The 15,776-nt window shown below is 52.1% G+C and carries 15 protein-coding genes; 10 read left to right on the top strand and 5 right to left on the bottom strand.

The annotated features are described in order from the left end of the window. Positions 1-95 precede the first annotated feature (95 nt). Positions 96-431, top strand: a complete 336-nt coding sequence (locus CLC93_RS00500; RefSeq protein ID WP_095504516.1) for a cytochrome c3 family protein — start codon at positions 96-98, stop codon at positions 429-431. A gap of 131 nt (positions 432-562) precedes the next feature. Then, a complete protein-coding gene (locus CLC93_RS00495; RefSeq protein WP_245837022.1) occupies positions 563-898 on the top strand; it encodes a cytochrome c3 family protein in 336 nt (111 codons plus the stop codon). 80 nt (positions 899-978) lie between these two features. Here the strand turns inward: CLC93_RS00495 and CLC93_RS00490 are convergent, their stop codons facing one another. After that, positions 979-1,515, bottom strand: coding sequence for a DUF1415 family protein (locus CLC93_RS00490; RefSeq protein WP_095503981.1), 537 nt, complete (start codon positions 1,513-1,515; stop codon positions 979-981). Continuing rightward, positions 1,515-3,236: a bifunctional metallophosphatase/5'-nucleotidase gene (locus CLC93_RS00485; RefSeq protein WP_095503980.1), complete on the bottom strand. Its 1,722-nt coding sequence runs from the start codon at positions 3,234-3,236 to the stop codon at positions 1,515-1,517. Before CLC93_RS00485 ends, CLC93_RS00490 begins: the two co-directional genes overlap by 1 nt. Positions 3,237-3,360: 124 nt before the next feature. On the opposite strand from CLC93_RS00485, the gene CLC93_RS00480 reads away from it, so the two are divergent. After that, positions 3,361-3,594, top strand: coding sequence for an RNA-binding S4 domain-containing protein (locus tag CLC93_RS00480; RefSeq protein WP_245837020.1), 234 nt, complete (start codon positions 3,361-3,363; stop codon positions 3,592-3,594). 8 nt (positions 3,595-3,602) lie between these two features. Next, positions 3,603-3,953 carry a ribonuclease E inhibitor RraB gene (locus tag CLC93_RS00475; RefSeq protein WP_095503978.1) on the top strand — a complete coding sequence of 117 codons (351 nt, stop codon included), beginning with the start codon at positions 3,603-3,605 and terminating at the stop codon, positions 3,951-3,953. A 70-nt stretch (positions 3,954-4,023) separates the two neighbouring features. On the opposite strand, the gene CLC93_RS00470 is transcribed toward CLC93_RS00475, so the two are convergent. Further along, positions 4,024-4,227, bottom strand: a complete 204-nt coding sequence (locus CLC93_RS00470) for a cold-shock protein (RefSeq protein WP_095503977.1) — start codon at positions 4,225-4,227, stop codon at positions 4,024-4,026. A gap of 303 nt (positions 4,228-4,530) precedes the next feature. Here CLC93_RS00470 and CLC93_RS00465 point away from each other — a divergent pair, with 303 nt between their 5' ends. Genes CLC93_RS00465 through CLC93_RS00455 form a run of 3 tightly spaced genes read left to right on the top strand, consistent with a single transcriptional unit; the run spans position 4,531 to position 9,992 of the window. Then, positions 4,531-5,673, top strand: a complete 1,143-nt coding sequence (locus CLC93_RS00465) for an exonuclease SbcCD subunit D (RefSeq protein ID WP_095503976.1) — start codon at positions 4,531-4,533, stop codon at positions 5,671-5,673. A gap of 8 nt (positions 5,674-5,681) precedes the next feature. Then, complete coding sequence (locus tag CLC93_RS00460; protein ID WP_095503975.1) at positions 5,682-8,744, top strand: AAA family ATPase; 3,063 nt, start codon at positions 5,682-5,684, stop codon at positions 8,742-8,744. A gap of 30 nt (positions 8,745-8,774) precedes the next feature. Further along, the gene (locus tag CLC93_RS00455) at positions 8,775-9,992 is read left to right on the top strand and encodes a uracil-xanthine permease family protein (protein ID WP_095503974.1); all 1,218 of its coding nucleotides are present in this window, start codon (positions 8,775-8,777) and stop codon (positions 9,990-9,992) included. A 41-nt stretch (positions 9,993-10,033) separates the two neighbouring features. On the opposite strand, the gene CLC93_RS00450 is transcribed toward CLC93_RS00455, so the two are convergent. Then, complete coding sequence (locus CLC93_RS00450) at positions 10,034-11,371, bottom strand: DEAD/DEAH box helicase (RefSeq protein ID WP_095503973.1); 1,338 nt, start codon at positions 11,369-11,371, stop codon at positions 10,034-10,036. 152 nt (positions 11,372-11,523) lie between these two features. Between CLC93_RS00450 and CLC93_RS00445 the strand changes: the two genes are divergently transcribed. The 3 genes from CLC93_RS00445 (at position 11,524) to CLC93_RS00435 (ending at position 13,318) form a co-directional block, all read left to right on the top strand. After that, positions 11,524-12,576: a hypothetical protein gene (locus CLC93_RS00445; protein WP_095503972.1), complete on the top strand. Its 1,053-nt coding sequence runs from the start codon at positions 11,524-11,526 to the stop codon at positions 12,574-12,576. After that, the gene (locus CLC93_RS00440; RefSeq protein ID WP_095503971.1) at positions 12,573-13,019 is read left to right on the top strand and encodes a YciI family protein; all 447 of its coding nucleotides are present in this window, start codon (positions 12,573-12,575) and stop codon (positions 13,017-13,019) included. Before CLC93_RS00445 ends, CLC93_RS00440 begins: the two co-directional genes overlap by 4 nt. Positions 13,020-13,132: 113 nt before the next feature. After that, a complete protein-coding gene (locus tag CLC93_RS00435) occupies positions 13,133-13,318 on the top strand; it encodes a hypothetical protein (RefSeq protein WP_095503970.1) in 186 nt (61 codons plus the stop codon). A 63-nt stretch (positions 13,319-13,381) separates the two neighbouring features. On the opposite strand, the gene CLC93_RS00430 is transcribed toward CLC93_RS00435, so the two are convergent. After that, positions 13,382-15,565 (bottom strand): TonB-dependent receptor, encoded by a 2,184-nt coding sequence (locus CLC93_RS00430; RefSeq protein WP_095503969.1) that lies wholly within the window; start codon positions 15,563-15,565, stop codon positions 13,382-13,384. Between the last annotated feature and the right edge of the window lie 211 nt (positions 15,566-15,776).

The following is a 15,776-nucleotide window of genomic DNA, read 5'->3' as shown; positions in this document are numbered from 1 at the left end:
GGTGTAGTCAGTACCTCGAAGGCGTGGAAGCGTGATTTTAAGGAACACCAAAAAGATTCAAACCCTGCAGGTTGAATAACTATGGAGAGCTTATTGTGAGCAAACTTACATTCGCGGCCTTATTCGCCGCACTGCTAGCTGTACTGGCATTTGCACCATTAACTGACGCGGCTGATCAGTCCATTGCGGACATGCACGCTGATGCTAACGGTTGTGAAAGCTGTCACGCTGACGGCGAACCATCCGCAGATGGTGCCCATGAAAATGCCATGTGTGTCGAATGTCACGGCGGTATGGCGGATATGGATGAACCCCATCCGACCCACGAAGATGCCGTTGTGTGTTCAGATTGTCACCAAGTCCACGACATGAATGTAGGTCAAGTTCCTACCTTCGAGGGAAATCCAAAGTGTGCTGATTGTCACGGCTAGCTCTAAAGTGGTACTCGTTCCGAGTAAGTATCGGAAATACCGATGATTTTTCAGTGAGCTACAGCACAGTATGACGAAACGCTTGCCGTTATGATGGCAAGCGTTTTTTTTAGTTGTTAGGGAGAAAAACTGTGAGCAATAAACTGTTAAGTGCACTGTTTGGAGCGGGCTTTGCAATGTTGGCCTTGTCGCCAGCAGTACACGCGAGCGACGTATTGGCTGATGTTCATGCTGAAGCGGGTGGCTGTGAAAGCTGTCACGCCGATGGCGAGCCATCAGCAGATCTAGCTCATGAGAATGGGACTTGTGTTGACTGTCATGGCGGCATGGCAGACATGGATGAGCCACACCCAACTCACGAAGACGTAGTGAACTGTACTGACTGTCACGAAATGCACGAGCACACGGCTGATACTAAGCCTGAGCTAGATGCTAGTGACGAGAAGTGCGCCGACTGTCACGGCTAAGCCTGAATCAGTCATTGGGACGCAAAAAAGCATCGCACAGCGATGCTTTTTTATTGCCTGTAACAAAAGGGCGCGTCGGCTCAGCACTTAGTCTTTGTATCGGGGTCTTTGTGGCGGGCGCGCTTGCGCATTAGTTCTTGATTGCGATCGGGAATTTTATCGATATCAATGCCGCTGCGCTTGGCCATTTCCAAGCTGGAATGGCGAATTAGGTGCAGCGTGGGTAGCGGACTTTGATTGGTTTGATTGGCCGGGTCGTCGGGATTCAAGCCTTCAAAGCAATAGTCTGGGTGAAAGTGCGCCAATTGAAATACCTGGTCAAGCCCTTGTAGATTCATCAAGTCCTCGGCATAACCCACCAACTCCCAAAACTCATCGAAATCGCTAAAGCCTTGGTGATAGATCAGTAGGCTGGTTTCAATGTCATCACTATCGAGCAAATCGAGAAACGCCTCCACCAGTTCACTTAGCGCAGGCTCTATGCTATCGGTGTCGCTGACTTGATAGCCAATGCGTTGCTCGTCATAAGGCACTTTGGCAAATGGACACAAATTGAGCCCAATAACTTCGCGTAGTAGCCAGTCTTTGGTGGTTGTGATTGAGTCTGTGCTTGTCATTAGTTGTTGAAATCCAGTTCAAAAGCCACCTGAAGCGTGTCTAGTGAACGATGTTGTAATAACTGAATAAAGGAGTCTGACATCATCAGCGGCAAGGTAAGCGATTGCTTGCGTTGCTGCAGTGCCTGGTAGCCCTCTTTGCCTGATGCGGTATAGGCTGAGCTCACTCCCCATAACCACTGTTCAGGGTCGAGTACTTGCCAACGGTCTTGCTCGGTAAACAGCTTGAGCTGGGTTAGCCGTTGACCGGCCGGAGCCTTGGCATCGTATCGATAGCCGAGGCGATAGGCGTAGGGAAAACTGCCGGTGCCCGTGCTTTGAACGCCGTTGTTGATGGCGGCATTAATCGCTCCCTCTAGGGCTAATGCCAGATGCTTGGCTTGTAGCTGATAGCACACTAAGGGGATAGCAAAAGGCAGCATGCGTCCGGCGATATCCGCCTGGCTGACATCACCGGCGAGCAGCGAGGTGCGCACTCCGCCGGCGTTGTGCAGAGCAAAGTCGACCCTGTGCCCAAGCTCGCGCGCGGCCCGGTAGAAGCCGTGGGCCACCATAGGCGCCAGTTCACTGCCTTGCGGTAGGGACTTGGTGGGCAATCGAGTGTGGTGCCAGGTTTTGGGGGCGTAGGCTATGTGCTCATGTTCCATGGCCCTAAGTGCGGGTTGGTATTCTTGTGCGATTCGCTGGCTTATCTCGAGATCAGGCGAGACCGGAACCACATAAGGCAGGGCGTTGAACGCGTTAATCGCCGTTTTTGCTTGTGGGTACTTAGCAGATTCTGGGCAAGTCACCGATGATGACACTAGTAGTTGATTACCACCAGCGAGTCTAATCACTCGTCCATCGGCATCCATGGTGAGCTCAGCAACCCCCAGAGTTTCAGCAAACTTGCCCGCGTGCAGCACGGGAATTCGCTCGCTCGGGATTTCGCAATCGCCGTAAACCAGCCCTTGATCCAGCCCTACAGCACTAAAGTCGCCCTGCAGCGAGTGGCTATGACCACCGACAATTACGCTGGCGCCCTTGAGTTTGCTCGCCAGTTCTCTGTCTTGAGTTAACCCCAAATGAGACAATAGTACGATATGACGAATGCCGCGCTGACGTAAGTGATCAATGGTGGTTTGTGCGACAGCAAGAGGGTCGTGAAAGCGGGCTTCGGGGTCTGGTGTAGCCACCTTGTGCATCTGCTCAAGGGTCACGCCGAATATCGCCAATTGAGTGTCGTGAAAGGGTATCAGCTGGTAGCGAGCGATACCGAGTTCAGCCTGATACTGATAAAGATTCGAGTGGTTTTTAAGGCCAAAAGGCTTGTCATCGGCTTCGACGCTGTAATCGCAGTTGCCAGCGAACACGGGAAAATTAGCGCTATCGACAAGGGGGTGTGTGCCGCGATTGCCTGGGTCCATGTCATGGTTGCCTAGCACCAGCGCATCCAGCCCCATGCGATTCATTAAATCCCAGTTGGCTTTGCCGTGATACACGCTGTAGTACAGGGTGCCTTGGTAACAATCGCCGGCGTGGACAAACAAGCTAGGGTGAGTACGGGTTTGGCGAATCTGCTTTACCGCAGCCGCGATAGCGGCGTAGCCACCGCAGTCGGCCATTAAGGGAATAGTTTGTCCCTGATAGTCGAAGTCCAGACGCAGGGAGTTAGCTTCAAAGTGCGAGTGGCAATCGTTGATGTGAGCCAAAGTCAGCTGATATTGCGCCGATTTTTGCATGAATTCCTTGCTGTAGCACAGGTTGTCGATGGAGACGCCGAGCAGTTGCCGCTATACTAGGCGCACATTTTGCTTCGGGCTCAATTCGTTAGTTGCGCCCCATTGTATACAGGAAGCCACTCAGGTGCAGCAATTTCCCTTACTGCCGGACCAGGCATTTATTGAACTCTACAAGCTGTTGAAAGCGGTCGATTGGGCTGGTAGCGGCGGCGAAGCCAAGCAAGTGATTGACGCTGGCTGGGTTCAAGTGAATCAAGAGGTAGAGACTCGCAAGCGCAAAAAGATTGCCGCAGGCGACGTGGTCGAATACCAACACCAACAGGTGCGCGTAGTTAGCGCCGACACTCCAAGCGAATAAGGTAAGTTATGAGTTTTCCGAACGATGATAACGGCAAGATGCTGCAGGCCATGGTTGATGCGGGTATGTCCCTAGACCAGCCAATGGAAATCGATTTTTTCATGGTGTTTGAAGATCAGGGCGATGCCGAATCGGCCATGGCTCAGTTTGAAGACGATAATCCAGGGGCCTTTGTTGAGCTGCAGCTCGACGAAGAGCAGGGCGTATGGGAATTGGTAGTGGCTAAAAGCATGGTACCTGAGTATCAAACCATTATTGATACCGAAGTGGGTTTAGACGAGTTTGCTCAAGGCTTTAATGGCTTTTCGGATGGTTGGGGTGTGATGCAACACCAAGAAGGCGACCCGGAAGTCGAATAACCGCCTTTCACGGAACGTCAGGCACAAAAAAAGAGTCCGCATGGACTCTTTTTTACGTTCAAGCCTTTAATTAAAGAGGCTTAACGTTTTCAGCTTGAGGACCTTTTTGGCCTTGGCCGATTTCGAATTGAACCTGCTGGCCTTCTTCTAGGGTCTTGAAACCATCAGAAACGATGTTACGGAAGTGAACGAATACGTCAGGACCGTTTTCTTGCTGAATGAAACCATAACCTTTGTCGGCGTTAAACCACTTAACTACACCAGTTGTAGACATTGTTGTCTCCTAAATAAAACACTGAATATTTTCTAAAATACGCTCGCATAAGCGCTGCCTTGCTAAAAGAGCCTTCCTGCTTCACAGATTGCGAACGTACCACGAGAACTTCAGTTTTCGAGGCGTGTAGCACAGTAGAGCCAAACCTTTTATAGCGTCCACCTATCGGTGGATGCAGCCAGTATGCCTGAGGGGTATAGGGGAGTCAAACGAATTGAAAATACGGTAGGAATCCCACTAACCCCTGCGATACACTGCTACAAACGGCGGTAAACGCCAATAAGGCCATAAAAATTTCATAAAATGTTAAAAATTCTCCACAGCTCGGATTGGCATCTCGGTAGACAGTTTCACGGCTGTAGCCTACTTGAAGACCAAAAACACATCCTCGACCAGATATTGCAGCAGTGCGTAGACCACAAAGTTGACCTGTTAATCGTCGCCGGAGATATCTACGACCGCTCTGTGCCACCCGCCGCCGCGGTGGCGCTACTCGATGATTTTATTGAACAATTATCGGCACTTAATCACACTCAGCTGTTGATGATCCCGGGTAACCACGATGGCGCGGTGCGTCTGGGCTTTGCCGCTCAGCGCTTGGCCAAAGCCGGGGTTCACATCAAAAGCGAATTGGCGCAGGTGGCCGAGCCGTTGCGCTTGCCTTTGGGAGACGAGCAGTCGCTGGCGTTATATTGCGTGCCTTACGCTGAACCACAAGCGGTGCGTCATACCTTTGAACTAGAGGTCAGTACTCATGATCAGGCCCACGGCGCTTTGCTCGAGCACATCAAAGCCCATTGGCAGGACAATGAGCGCCGAATTTTAGTCAGCCATTGTTTTGTGGATGGCGCGCTCGAGTGCGAGTCGGAGCGACCTTTGGCGATTGGCGGCTCTGAGCGAGTGAGCGTAACCCCGATGCTTGACTACGATTACGTGGCGCTGGGGCACTTGCACGGTGCGCAAAAACGCGGTGCTGATACGGTGCGCTATTCGGGCTCCCCCATGCCTTACAGTTTTTCTGAGCAACACCACAACAAGAGCTGTGTGCTGTTGGAAATTAACGCTGACGGGGTGCAGTCGCAACAGCTACTGCCGTTGCAGCCGCTTCGCAATATGCGCGTGATTGAAGGCTTGATGTCAGAGGTGATTGCCGCGGCCGAGAGCGATCCCAACCGCGATGATTACTTACTGATTCGGCTGACCGATGAGCATGCGATTCTCGACGCCATGGCCAAATTGCGCGAGGCTTATCCGAATGTATTGCATCTCGAAAAACCGGGAATGCTTGATGCCAACTCTGCCAATGCGCAAAACCAAGCCCGATTGAAAAGGGACGAGTTGGCCATGTTTGCCGATTTTTATCAGCAAGTGCGCGATGTGGAGCTGTCTGACGAGCAGCGCCAATTGATTCAGTCGACACTCACTCGTCTTCACAATAACGCCTAAGGATAGCCATGCGCCCGATTGCGCTTACATTGCAGGCCTTTGGGCCGTTTGCCGACCGACAGGTTTTGGATTTCACCAAGCTGGGTGACAACCCACTATTTTTGATTTGCGGCGCTACCGGTGCCGGTAAGAGTAGCCTGCTGGATGCCATGTGCTTTGCGCTGTACGGTGCGACTAGCAGTAAGGAGCGCGACCCGGCCCACATGCGCTGCGACTACGCCCAGGCGAATTTGCTGACTCAAGTCGAGTTTGAGTTTGCTATCGGCGCACAGCGCTATCGAATTGAGCGCTCGCCCACTCAGGACAAGCCTAAGCAAAGGGGCGAGGGGGTTACCGAGCACAAAACCCAAGCCTTGCTGATACAAATTCACGCCGATGGCAGTGAAACTCTGTTAGAGGCCAGTCGCGCCTCTGAGGTGAGCAAACGTTGCCAAGAGTTGTTGGGTTTGGATGTGGAGCAGTTCCGTCAGGTGATGGTGCTACCCCAGGGCAAGTTTCGCGAGTTGTTGCTGGCGGATTCCAGCCAGCGCGAGAAAATCTTTAGCCAGTTGTTTCAAACGCAAATTTACCGCCGCTTAGAGGATTCGCTCAAAGAGCAGGCCCGAGCGGTTAACAAGCAGTATCACGAGTTAAAGCAACAGCAAGTGGGCTTGTTGGCCAGCGGCGAGTACGACAGCGAACAGGCCTTAGAGGAGGCAATTGCCGCCTTGGTACCCGAATGCGAGCAATTGCAACAACAGGCGCAAGCCTGTCAAACTCAGGCGACCGCCGCGGCGAAAACGCTGGCTGACGCCGAGCAACTGGCGCAACTCATTGCTAGGCGCAGCCAAACCCTAGCCCAGAGTGAGCAGCTGGCCGCTCAACAGGATGACATAGCACAAGCGCAAACCCGTTTGGAGTTGGGCTTGGCCGCGCAAAGCTTGGCAAGCGAGCAACAGGCGCACCAGCAACAAACTCAGTTGGTTCAAAGTTTGGCCGAGCAAGCATCGAGCCTGCAGACTCAGTTGGTTAGCGCTGAGCGTGCGGTAGAAGACGCGAAGAGAGCACTGGCAGAAGGCGCTGAACTTGAAACTCAAATTCACAATTACCAACGCGCACTGCAGAACAACGCCGAGTTACAACAACGCTGGCAAAGGCTAGCTCCGCTTAAGCAGGCGGCAACCAAGGCTGAAGCGGCTCATCTCGAAAGCGTTCGCCAAAAAACTGAGTTAAGCGAGCAGTTGCAAACCCTAAGTGCTGGTTTAAGCTCGGCTCAATCCCAACAAGATGCGCTGCAACCTTTGGTGGCCAAACAAGGCGAGCGTCAAAACCAGTGGCATCGTTGGCAACAACTGCAGCGCGGATTTGAATCCATCAGCGAGCTTCGCGGCGCTTTATCCCACAAACAAGCGGAATTGACCCAAGCGCGAGGCCAATATCGCCAGTTGCAAGAGACAGCAAAAGCGGCGGACCAAAACGCCAAGGGACTTCAACTGACCTGGCACCAGCAACAAGCAGCTAGCTTGGCGCAAGAGTTAGCTGACGATCAGCCCTGTCCTGTGTGTGGTTCGGCAGACCATCCCAATCCCGCGGTAAGCGAGCAGGCGTTAATCAGTCAGCAGGCGTTAGAAGTGGCGCAGCAACAAGCTCAGGCGAGTCGCGACCAGTTGGCGGTCCAAGGCGAAATTGGCGCCAAACTCAAAACCGAAGCCGAGAGCCTTGAGGAACAAATTGAGAAGATACTGGCGACCAGTCCAGAGTTGGCCCAGTTAACTGAAGCAGCTTTGGCTCAAGGGCTTGAGCACGCTCAACGGGAGGCTGAAGCTAGCGCGCAGGCGGCTGTGCAGCTTGAGCAACTGACCAAAAGCTTGCAGGCTGACCGTCAGGCGTTAGACCTAGCGCAACAGCAACAAACCGCAGCGGACTCCGCTGAGCGTCAAGCCGAGCAAGCATGGCGCAGTGCGCAGCAGACTTGGCAAGCGGCGTTAGCCGAGATCCCTGAAGATTTGCGCAGCGAGCAAGCGCTAATCTCTGCAGGGCAGCAGTTAACAACTCAACTCAATGCGACCCAGGCTCGTTGGAGCGCCTTGCAACAGGCGGCTCAGACGGCGGAACAAACACTCAGTGCCGCCCAAGGGCAATTGCAGCAAGTCAATCAGCAGCAAGTGCAAGCACAAGCCCAACTGCAACACACCCAAACCGCTTGGACACAGGCGCTTGAAGAATCCCAATTCAGTGATGAGTCTGCTTATACTGCGGCGAGACTCAGTAGCGAGCAGATGCAGGCGTTGCGCCACAAGGTAGACCAGTACCAGGCTAAAAGCGCTGAGGTTGCGGGTGCCTTGGCACAAATGGAGCAAGCCATCGATGGACGCTCGGCGCCCGACTTGGCAGAGCTAAGCGAGCGTAACCAGCAAGCCAATGCCGCACTGATTCAGGCCCAAGAAGCCCATCAGTCCAGCTTGGCCAAATTGGACTTGGCCAAAGCCCTTCAGCGCAAACTTTGTGCCAGTGCTGAGAGAATGGCTGAGGTTGAAAAGGACTACGCGTTGGTGGGCACCTTAAGCGAAGTGGCCTCGGGTCAGTCGGGCGATAAGGTTAACTTGCAGCGTTTTGTTTTGAGCGTGTTGCTCGACGACGTGCTGATTTCCGCTTCCGAGCGTTTTTACACCATGTCCAAGGGGCGTTATCGCTTGTTGCGAAAAACCGAACGCGCCAAAGGCAACAAAGCCTCTGGACTTGAGTTAGAGGTGGAAGACGGTTACTCGGGGCTGACACGAGGGGTAGCGACCTTAAGCGGAGGCGAGTCATTTATGGCCGCTTTGTCTTTAGCATTAGGATTATCTGACGTAGTTCAAAGTTATGCCGGAGGGATACAGCTAGATACCTTGTTCATTGACGAAGGATTTGGCAGTCTAGACCCCGAGTCTCTAGACTTAGCGGTTAACACCTTGATAGATCTACAAAGTCGCGGTCGAACCATTGGCATCATCAGTCATGTTTCTGAGCTAAAAGAAACCATGGCGTTGCGCCTAGAAGTGGACGCAGGCAAAGAGGGCAGTCGCCTGCGAATGGTGGGAGTGGTTAGCTAACTGCGGCGCGCAAAATAAAAAGGAGTATTTATGCGCACACCTTTGCTCGGAGCTCAAATGCTGTTGGTGGCCTTTGGGGCCACCACGCTGGTTCCGCTATTGACCGGCATTAGCCCCAATCTCGCTCTGCTCGGTGCTGGTATCGGCACGCTAATCTTCCAACTTTGCACTAAAGGACAAATCCCGATTTTCTTGGGTAGCTCCTTTGCCTTTATCGCGCCGATTATTCTCGGTATTCAACAATTCGGTTTGCCCGCCACCTTGTCCGGCTTAATGGCTGCGGGTTTTGTGTTTTTAATCGTCAGTGCGGTGGTGAAAGTGCGCGGGGTTGGCATCATCGAACGCTTCTTGCCACCTGTGGTAGTTGGGCCGGTGATCATGGTGATTGGTTTGGGCTTGGCACCGGTGGCTGTGAATATGGCGTTGGGCAAAACCGGTGATGGCACCGCGGTATTGGTTGAGCAAGATACCGCGCTGCTGATTAGTGCAGTGGCCTTGATAACCACCATTGCCGTGTCGCTGTTGGCTAAGGGGTTGCTGCGATTGATGCCGATTATTTGCGGTGTGGTGGTGGGTTATGCCTTGTCGCTGGTTTATGGCTTGGTGGATTTCACCCCTGTGAGCAACGCTCCTTGGTTGGCGGTACCAGAGTTTGTGACCCCAGAGTTTAACTGGCAGGCAATTTTGTTTATCGCGCCCATTGGCTTGATTGTCACGATTGAGCACTTTGGCGACATCATGGCGATCTCCAATGTCACCGGCAAAAACTTCATCAAGGAGCCTGGTATCCATCGCTCTCTGCTTGGGGATGGACTTGCCACCATGAGTGCGGCCAGTTTTGGCGGGCCTCCGGTGGTGAGCTATGGCGAGGTGACCGGTGCTGTGTCTTTGCTGAAAACCTTCAATCCAAGAATCATGACTTGGGCGGCGGTGTTTGCCATTGGCTTGGCCTTTGTTGGCAAGACCGGCGCGCTGCTGTTGTCGATCCCTGTGCCTGTGATGGGCGGCATCATGTGCCTGTTATTTGGTGCTATCGCCTCGATTGGTTTGGGCACTTTAATCAAACATCAGGTGGATTTAAGTGAACCGCGCAACTTGGTAATTGTGTCGGTGACACTGGTGTTTGGTATTGGTGGTATGGCGGTAGGTTTTGGCGAGTTTACCCTCAAGGGTGTGGGGCTCTGCGGCATAGTCGCAATCATACTGAATTTGATACTGCCAAAGGCCAAAGTCAGCGCGGATAGCTGATAGGCTAAAAAAAGCCCCGACCTTTTGTCGGGGCTTTTTGGTTATTCGGGCTCGTCCGTATCAATGTCCGCTTGCGGTTTTTTGCGCAGCAGCGGCTTATCACCCACATCAATACTATTGGCAAAGCGCTTATCCCGAGCCTGTTTGCGCTTAGGCTTGGCGGTCGCTTTTTCCCAAGGCGTTTGCTTATCTTTCTTCTCTACAGTTTTCTTGGCTTTCTTCGGTCTAAACCCTTTGAACTTACCGGTCAGTCCTTCAAACTCAACAAAACCCTTTGGCAGAGTGACAAAGGCTTGCACCGCTAAGTAGGACTGCCAGTCTTTCGGGCCAATCAGAGATAGGGCTTCACCCTTAGAGCCTGCGCGGCCAGTACGACCAATGCGGTGCACATACTCTTCGGCGTGCTTGGGCATGTCGAAGTTGATGACGTGGCTGACGGTGCTGATATCCAGTCCGCGAGAAGCCAAATCCGTGGTGACCAAGAACTGATAATGACCTCGAGCAAACTCGTCCATGATACGATTGCGCGCACTCTGGTTAAGCTCACCGCTAAGAGCAATGGCCTTGCGACCTTGCTCGTTCAAACGCTCGGCCAATCGCTGGGTATCTTCGCGAGTGGCGGTAAAAATCATGCCCTGACGAATGTCGTTATTGTCTAGGAAATGGTCCAGCAGCGCCTGTTTGTGGTCTAAGTGATCGGCCAAAACCAAGCTTTGCTCGATATCGCCGTGCACTTGCTGCGAGCTGCCAATCGCCACTCGCTCCGGTTCACGCAAGAAAGACTGGGTGTATTGAGCCATTTCGGCGTGATCGAGCGTGGCGCTGAACATTAAGGTTTGGCGACGACGGTGATCGGCGGCTTGGTGGATTTGCTTTAACTCTTCAGCAAAGCCCATATCCAGCATGCGATCTGCCTCATCCAGAATTAGAAGCTCAAGCCCGTTTAAGAACAAGTGACGCTGTTTTAGATGATCCGCCAAACGACCCGGGGTGGCGACCACCACATGAGGATCTTTGGCCAGCGCTTTGGCTTGGTCGTTAAAGTTCTCGCCACCAAGAATCAAACAACCTTTGAGCGAAGTCGGGGTTAGTACCAGTCGCAACTGGGCAAAGACTTGCTTGGCCAATTCTCGAGTTGGCGCCAGAATCACCGCGCGCGGGTCGCGTTTACTCAATGCTTTGGTTTTGAGCATTCGGTGCATGGCGGGCAGCAAGTAGGCAAGGGTTTTGCCCGAACCGGTTTTTGAAGACGCCAGTAGATCCCGGCCGCTGATCGCAACGGGAATGGCTTGCGCCTGAATATCAGTCGCCTGCTCAAAGCCTAGGTGGTCAATGGCTTTGATAAGACGAGGGTCGAGACCTAATTCGGATATTTGCACACTGTGCTCCTGCACCAATCTAAAAAACGGCGGCCATTATAGAGGCTTGCGCTTGGATTAGCTAACTATAGGTGTAGCTTTGTCATTTGCCTAAGCCCAAACATAGGGTTAGCTTTAAGTGAGTCACTTTAAACCGGTCGCGTGAGGTCAGCATGAGCCAAAAGGCGTTAAGCCAAGCGGTAGAGCAGGGGATCATTAGCCAAGCCCAAGCGGATGCTCTGTTGCCTTTGATAAACGCAGAGTCAAAGCTCGTCACTTCCCATCTCGAAAAAACAGAAGCTAACAAATCTCAGAGCAGCAGTGCCATGAGTCGTGCCCTGTATTACTTGGGCGCAGTGATAGGCCTGTTCGCCTTGTGGCTACTACTGGATCTGGGCTGGGAGCTTTGGGGCGGTTTTGGGGTGGCCCTGTTGGCTGCCGGTTACGCGGTTTCGGCGCTCGCCTTAAGTGGCAAACTACTGCCCAAGGATGCTGGATTAATTCACTGGTTGTTGCAGTTGTTTGTCTGTGGCTGCGCGCCCTTACTGGTGTTTGGCCTATTTGTAGGTTTTGGCTGGTGGCAGCCTGAAACCATAGGTTTTACTCGCGAATTAGACGGTGAGCCGCTGACCCTGTTACTGGTCTTTTTAGCCGCCTGCATTGCCTTTGGTTGGAAGGGGCAAATGTCGCTTTGGTGGCTGCCCATCAGCTTTGCCGCTTGGATACTGATCTTGGAATTGAGTGACGGTCTGGCGCCGGAACTGAGTTGGCGCCAAAGTGCAACGCTAACCTTAAGCTATGGTTTGGTGTTAATGGGCGCAGGCTATGCTTTACGTCTGAAACTGCCGGATTGGGATGGTGCCAGCTTGCTCAGTATCGGCGGCGGTTTTTTCTGGCTTGGATTAACCGCGCGTTGCATGGGCGTCGATGACAGCATGTTGCTATACCTTGCGGCCAATCTGGCGCTTATTGGCTTGGGAAGCTGGTGGCAACAGCGCAGTTTTTGGGTGTTGGGCTGTGTTGGTGTGGTGCTGTATTTAGGTTATCTGGCCTACGATGTATTCAAGGACAGCGTGTGGCTACCGGCGATCTTGGTGATTCTGGGCCTAGGCGTGGTGACACTGGGAGCGCTTTGGCAGCGTCGATTATCCAAACCAACTTTGACCACAAAATCTCAGCCGGCACAGGTAAGCTCGGCAGACGCAGAAAAGGAGAGCAACCAATGAAAGCGATTCAATCCGCTTTGCTGGTAATACTAGTGGCGGCAATGTCGGCTAGTGCGGCCGATTATGATGCCGCGAAAGCCAAAGCCTTAGGTGCTGACGACTACGGCATGAAAAAGTACGTGATGGCCTTTTTATATAAAGGGCCTAATCGCGACCGACCCAAAGAGGAAGCCCAAGCTTTGCAAAAAGCGCACATGGACAATATTGGTCGCTTAGCGGAGCAGGGCACACTTATTTTGGCTGGGCCGTTTTTCGGCGATGGCGATTTGCGTGGCATTTACGTTTTTGATGTGGCCAGTATCGAAGAGGCGAAAAAGCTCACCGAAACCGACCCGGCCATTCAACAAGGCTCACTGCGCATGGACCTAAAGGAATGGTATGGCTCGGCGGCGCTACTTGAGGTCACCAAAATCCACGAGACAATCGCAAAGCAAAGCCCTTAGCTGATAGTTTCGGCGCTAATGTAGGATAAACTTGATGTCTATCATCCACTTATATTTCGGATTGTGACAAGTTAGAAGGGTCACAATGGAATAACCAATACAAGGAAGTCGCTGTGGAATGGATTGTATTTAAGCTTGGGATCTGTATTTGGATTGTGTTCTTTGGTGGTGCAGAGAGGATTGAAAACACCTTCACGGGCTATCTTAACTTTGGCCAATTTGCTGATAAAGCTCGATTAATCAAGGCCCTGGCCATCGTATATATGATTGTGTTTGTTATCTCGACTCTCAATAGTTAACACCGGATGCCAGCAAACAAAAAAAGGCTGCTCTTTTGAGCAGCCTTTTTCCTTAAATACGAGTTAGTAGAAGCGCTTAGTAATTTCTATACCATAGCGTCGCGGCTCGTTAACAAAGGCGGTGTTGTTGTTGAAGTCGATGCCACCCTTGATGTTGCTTTCATCAGTGATGTTACGACCGTACAAGGCCACCTCTAGGTCATAACCGAAGTTCACGTAACCCAAGCGCAGGCCACCTTCGAATTGGCCAGAAGTATTAAACTCCTGCGACTCGTAGATGAACAGGTTGGTTTTGCCTTGATAGGACCAATCGGTGAAGGCAAAGATCTCGCCATTGCCTACTTCTTGAGACCAACGAGCGGTTAGGTTGCCGGTGACTTCAGGTGCTTGTGGGAACGGGTTGCCGTTGACCAAAGCTCGTTCTACTCCTTCGATCGTTACTAAAGGATTGGTCACGTCACACTGAGCACAGATACCTACCACTAAATTCTTGTCTTGAATCTCGGTTTTTTGATAGGCAAAACCGGCGGTGAACAGCAAGTTCTCGATTGGCAACCACTCAAAATCAAACTCGATACCGTAGGCTTTACCCTTGTCGGCATTCAGCAGCTGAACCAAGTTGTCGGTACCACCAACCGCGGTGAATTGAGGGTCGTTGACTTGGTAGGCAAACAAGGCCGTGTTCAAACGCAATGTGTTCTCAAGCAAGTCGCCTTTAGTACCCACTTCAATCGAGGTCACGGTTTCTGATTTGGCCACCGATGGCGCGCCAAAGAAGGCCACGTCACGACCTTGAATCGATGGGGCACGGAAGCCGTGCGCGAAGCGGCTGAATACCGCCCAATCGTCAGAGACTTTGTAGTGCAGGGCCAAATCGCCGCTCACTTTAGAGTCGTCGGTGGTTACATCTTTGAAATTGATGTTGCTCTGAATGTCCTTAAGGGTTTTGTCGTCTTTGGTATAGCGCAAGCCACCCACAAGGGTCAGTGCATCGGTAAAGTCATAGCTGACCTGACCAAACACCGCCCAAGTTTTATTGTCGTGGCGAACAATACTTGGGGTAGTAAAGAATGGGTCTGTTTCCACGGTCAATTCGCTGTCAAACCAGTAAAAACCCCCTTGCCAAGTCAGGCCAGTGTTGTTGTTTGACGCTAGGCGCAGCTCGTGTGTCAACTGCTTAACGTCAGCGCCATCGGCGGTGTTGGACTGGAACGGAATATCACCTGGGCCGCCTTCGTTACCACCGTCAATATCGCCAAAGCCCGAACCGTCAGCTTTTTGCAAAGAGCCAATGTAGCTCAAAGTAGCAAAGTCGAGGTCTAGGTTAGAGTAAAGGCTGTAGCCTTTGTTTTTGTATTTCTGGAAGTTGCGATATTCGGGGGTGTCATTGTAATACACTTCATCGCGCTTGTAGTTGCCGTTGAGTTTGTTAGAACCCTGGTCCAACACGTTAGCGCGGAACATGGTAGAAGTACCGTCTAGGTCGCGTTGCTGGTAGCTAAAGCGCAGGTCCCAACGGTCGGTTAGGTCAACTTCAACTTGGGTGCGTACCGCGGTGTCTTTGTGACCGCCATAGATGTTCTTCTCATTGGTGAAGCCGTTAGAAATCCAGTCATCTCGACGGTCATCTTTAACCGAAACACGGGCTCTGAAACTGTCTGTGATACCGCCACCTACAGCACCTTCAATCACTTGAGAGCCATAGTTACCGCCACCCAGTTTTACGTAGCCATCCAGGTCATCGGTAGGCTTAGCGGTATCAAACTTGACGATCCCCGCGGTGGAGTTACGTCCAAACAGCGAACCTTGTGGACCACGGAATACTTCGACCTGCTGCATATCAAACAGTGGAAAACTCTTAAGAATCACGTTTTCCATCACCACGTCGTCCATGATCACTGACACTGGCTGCGAGGCGGCCAAATCGAAGTCGGTGTTACCCAAACCGCGAATGTAGAATCGTGGTGCAACACGGCCGTTGGATGACTCGGCGTACAGACCTGGCACTTGCAGAGCGAGTTGCAAAATGTCACCACCACCAGACATTAGGTTTTCAAATTGCTTTTCGCTAATCGCTGCAATCGAGACCGGCACATCGGCGATATTTTGCACACGGCGGTTGGCGGTGACCTCAATGCGTTCCAGAACTGCGGCTTCTTTGGTTTCTTCTTCAGCAGCGAACGATGAGGCAGGTAAAACACTTGAAGCTAGGGCAACGGCCGTAGCTATTTGGGTTTTAGTAAACATGAGTGGTCCTTGTAGTTAGGATTTATTGGCTTCCTGATATGGCCGAGTTTGCCCCTTGCTCCTGAGGTACCCCCGCGACCAACAACACGATATTTTCACAGGTATGACCACGACGATCAACAATTGGTTAACCTTTTGCTAATAAAAATGTGACCATTGCGTGATTGTTAGCAACGCCTGATTGATGTTGTTGTTTGTGCGGCCAGTGTTT

It is taken from the genome of Paraferrimonas sedimenticola, assembly GCF_002282855.1.
GTDB classification, from domain to species: Bacteria; Pseudomonadota; Gammaproteobacteria; order Enterobacterales; family Shewanellaceae; genus Paraferrimonas; species Paraferrimonas sedimenticola.
Note: the sequence above shows the minus strand (reverse complement) of the source record. Positions and strands in the feature narration are given on the sequence as shown.

Coding starts and splice junctions, on each gene's coding strand:
- CLC93_RS00490 (WP_095503981.1), bottom strand. CDS start 1,515: ATGACAAGCACAGACTCAATCACAACCACCAAAGACTGGCTACTACGC.
- CLC93_RS00485 (WP_095503980.1), bottom strand. CDS start 3,236: ATGCAAAAATCGGCGCAATATCAGCTGACTTTGGCTCACATCAACGAT.
- CLC93_RS00475 (WP_095503978.1), top strand. CDS start 3,603: ATGAGTTTTCCGAACGATGATAACGGCAAGATGCTGCAGGCCATGGTT.
- CLC93_RS00470 (WP_095503977.1), bottom strand. CDS start 4,227: ATGTCTACAACTGGTGTAGTTAAGTGGTTTAACGCCGACAAAGGTTAT.
- CLC93_RS00465 (WP_095503976.1), top strand. CDS start 4,531: ATGTTAAAAATTCTCCACAGCTCGGATTGGCATCTCGGTAGACAGTTT.
- CLC93_RS00460 (WP_095503975.1), top strand. CDS start 5,682: ATGCGCCCGATTGCGCTTACATTGCAGGCCTTTGGGCCGTTTGCCGAC.
- CLC93_RS00455 (WP_095503974.1), top strand. CDS start 8,775: ATGCGCACACCTTTGCTCGGAGCTCAAATGCTGTTGGTGGCCTTTGGG.
- CLC93_RS00445 (WP_095503972.1), top strand. CDS start 11,524: ATGAGCCAAAAGGCGTTAAGCCAAGCGGTAGAGCAGGGGATCATTAGC.
- CLC93_RS00440 (WP_095503971.1), top strand. CDS start 12,573: ATGAAAGCGATTCAATCCGCTTTGCTGGTAATACTAGTGGCGGCAATG.
- CLC93_RS00430 (WP_095503969.1), bottom strand. CDS start 15,565: ATGTTTACTAAAACCCAAATAGCTACGGCCGTTGCCCTAGCTTCAAGT.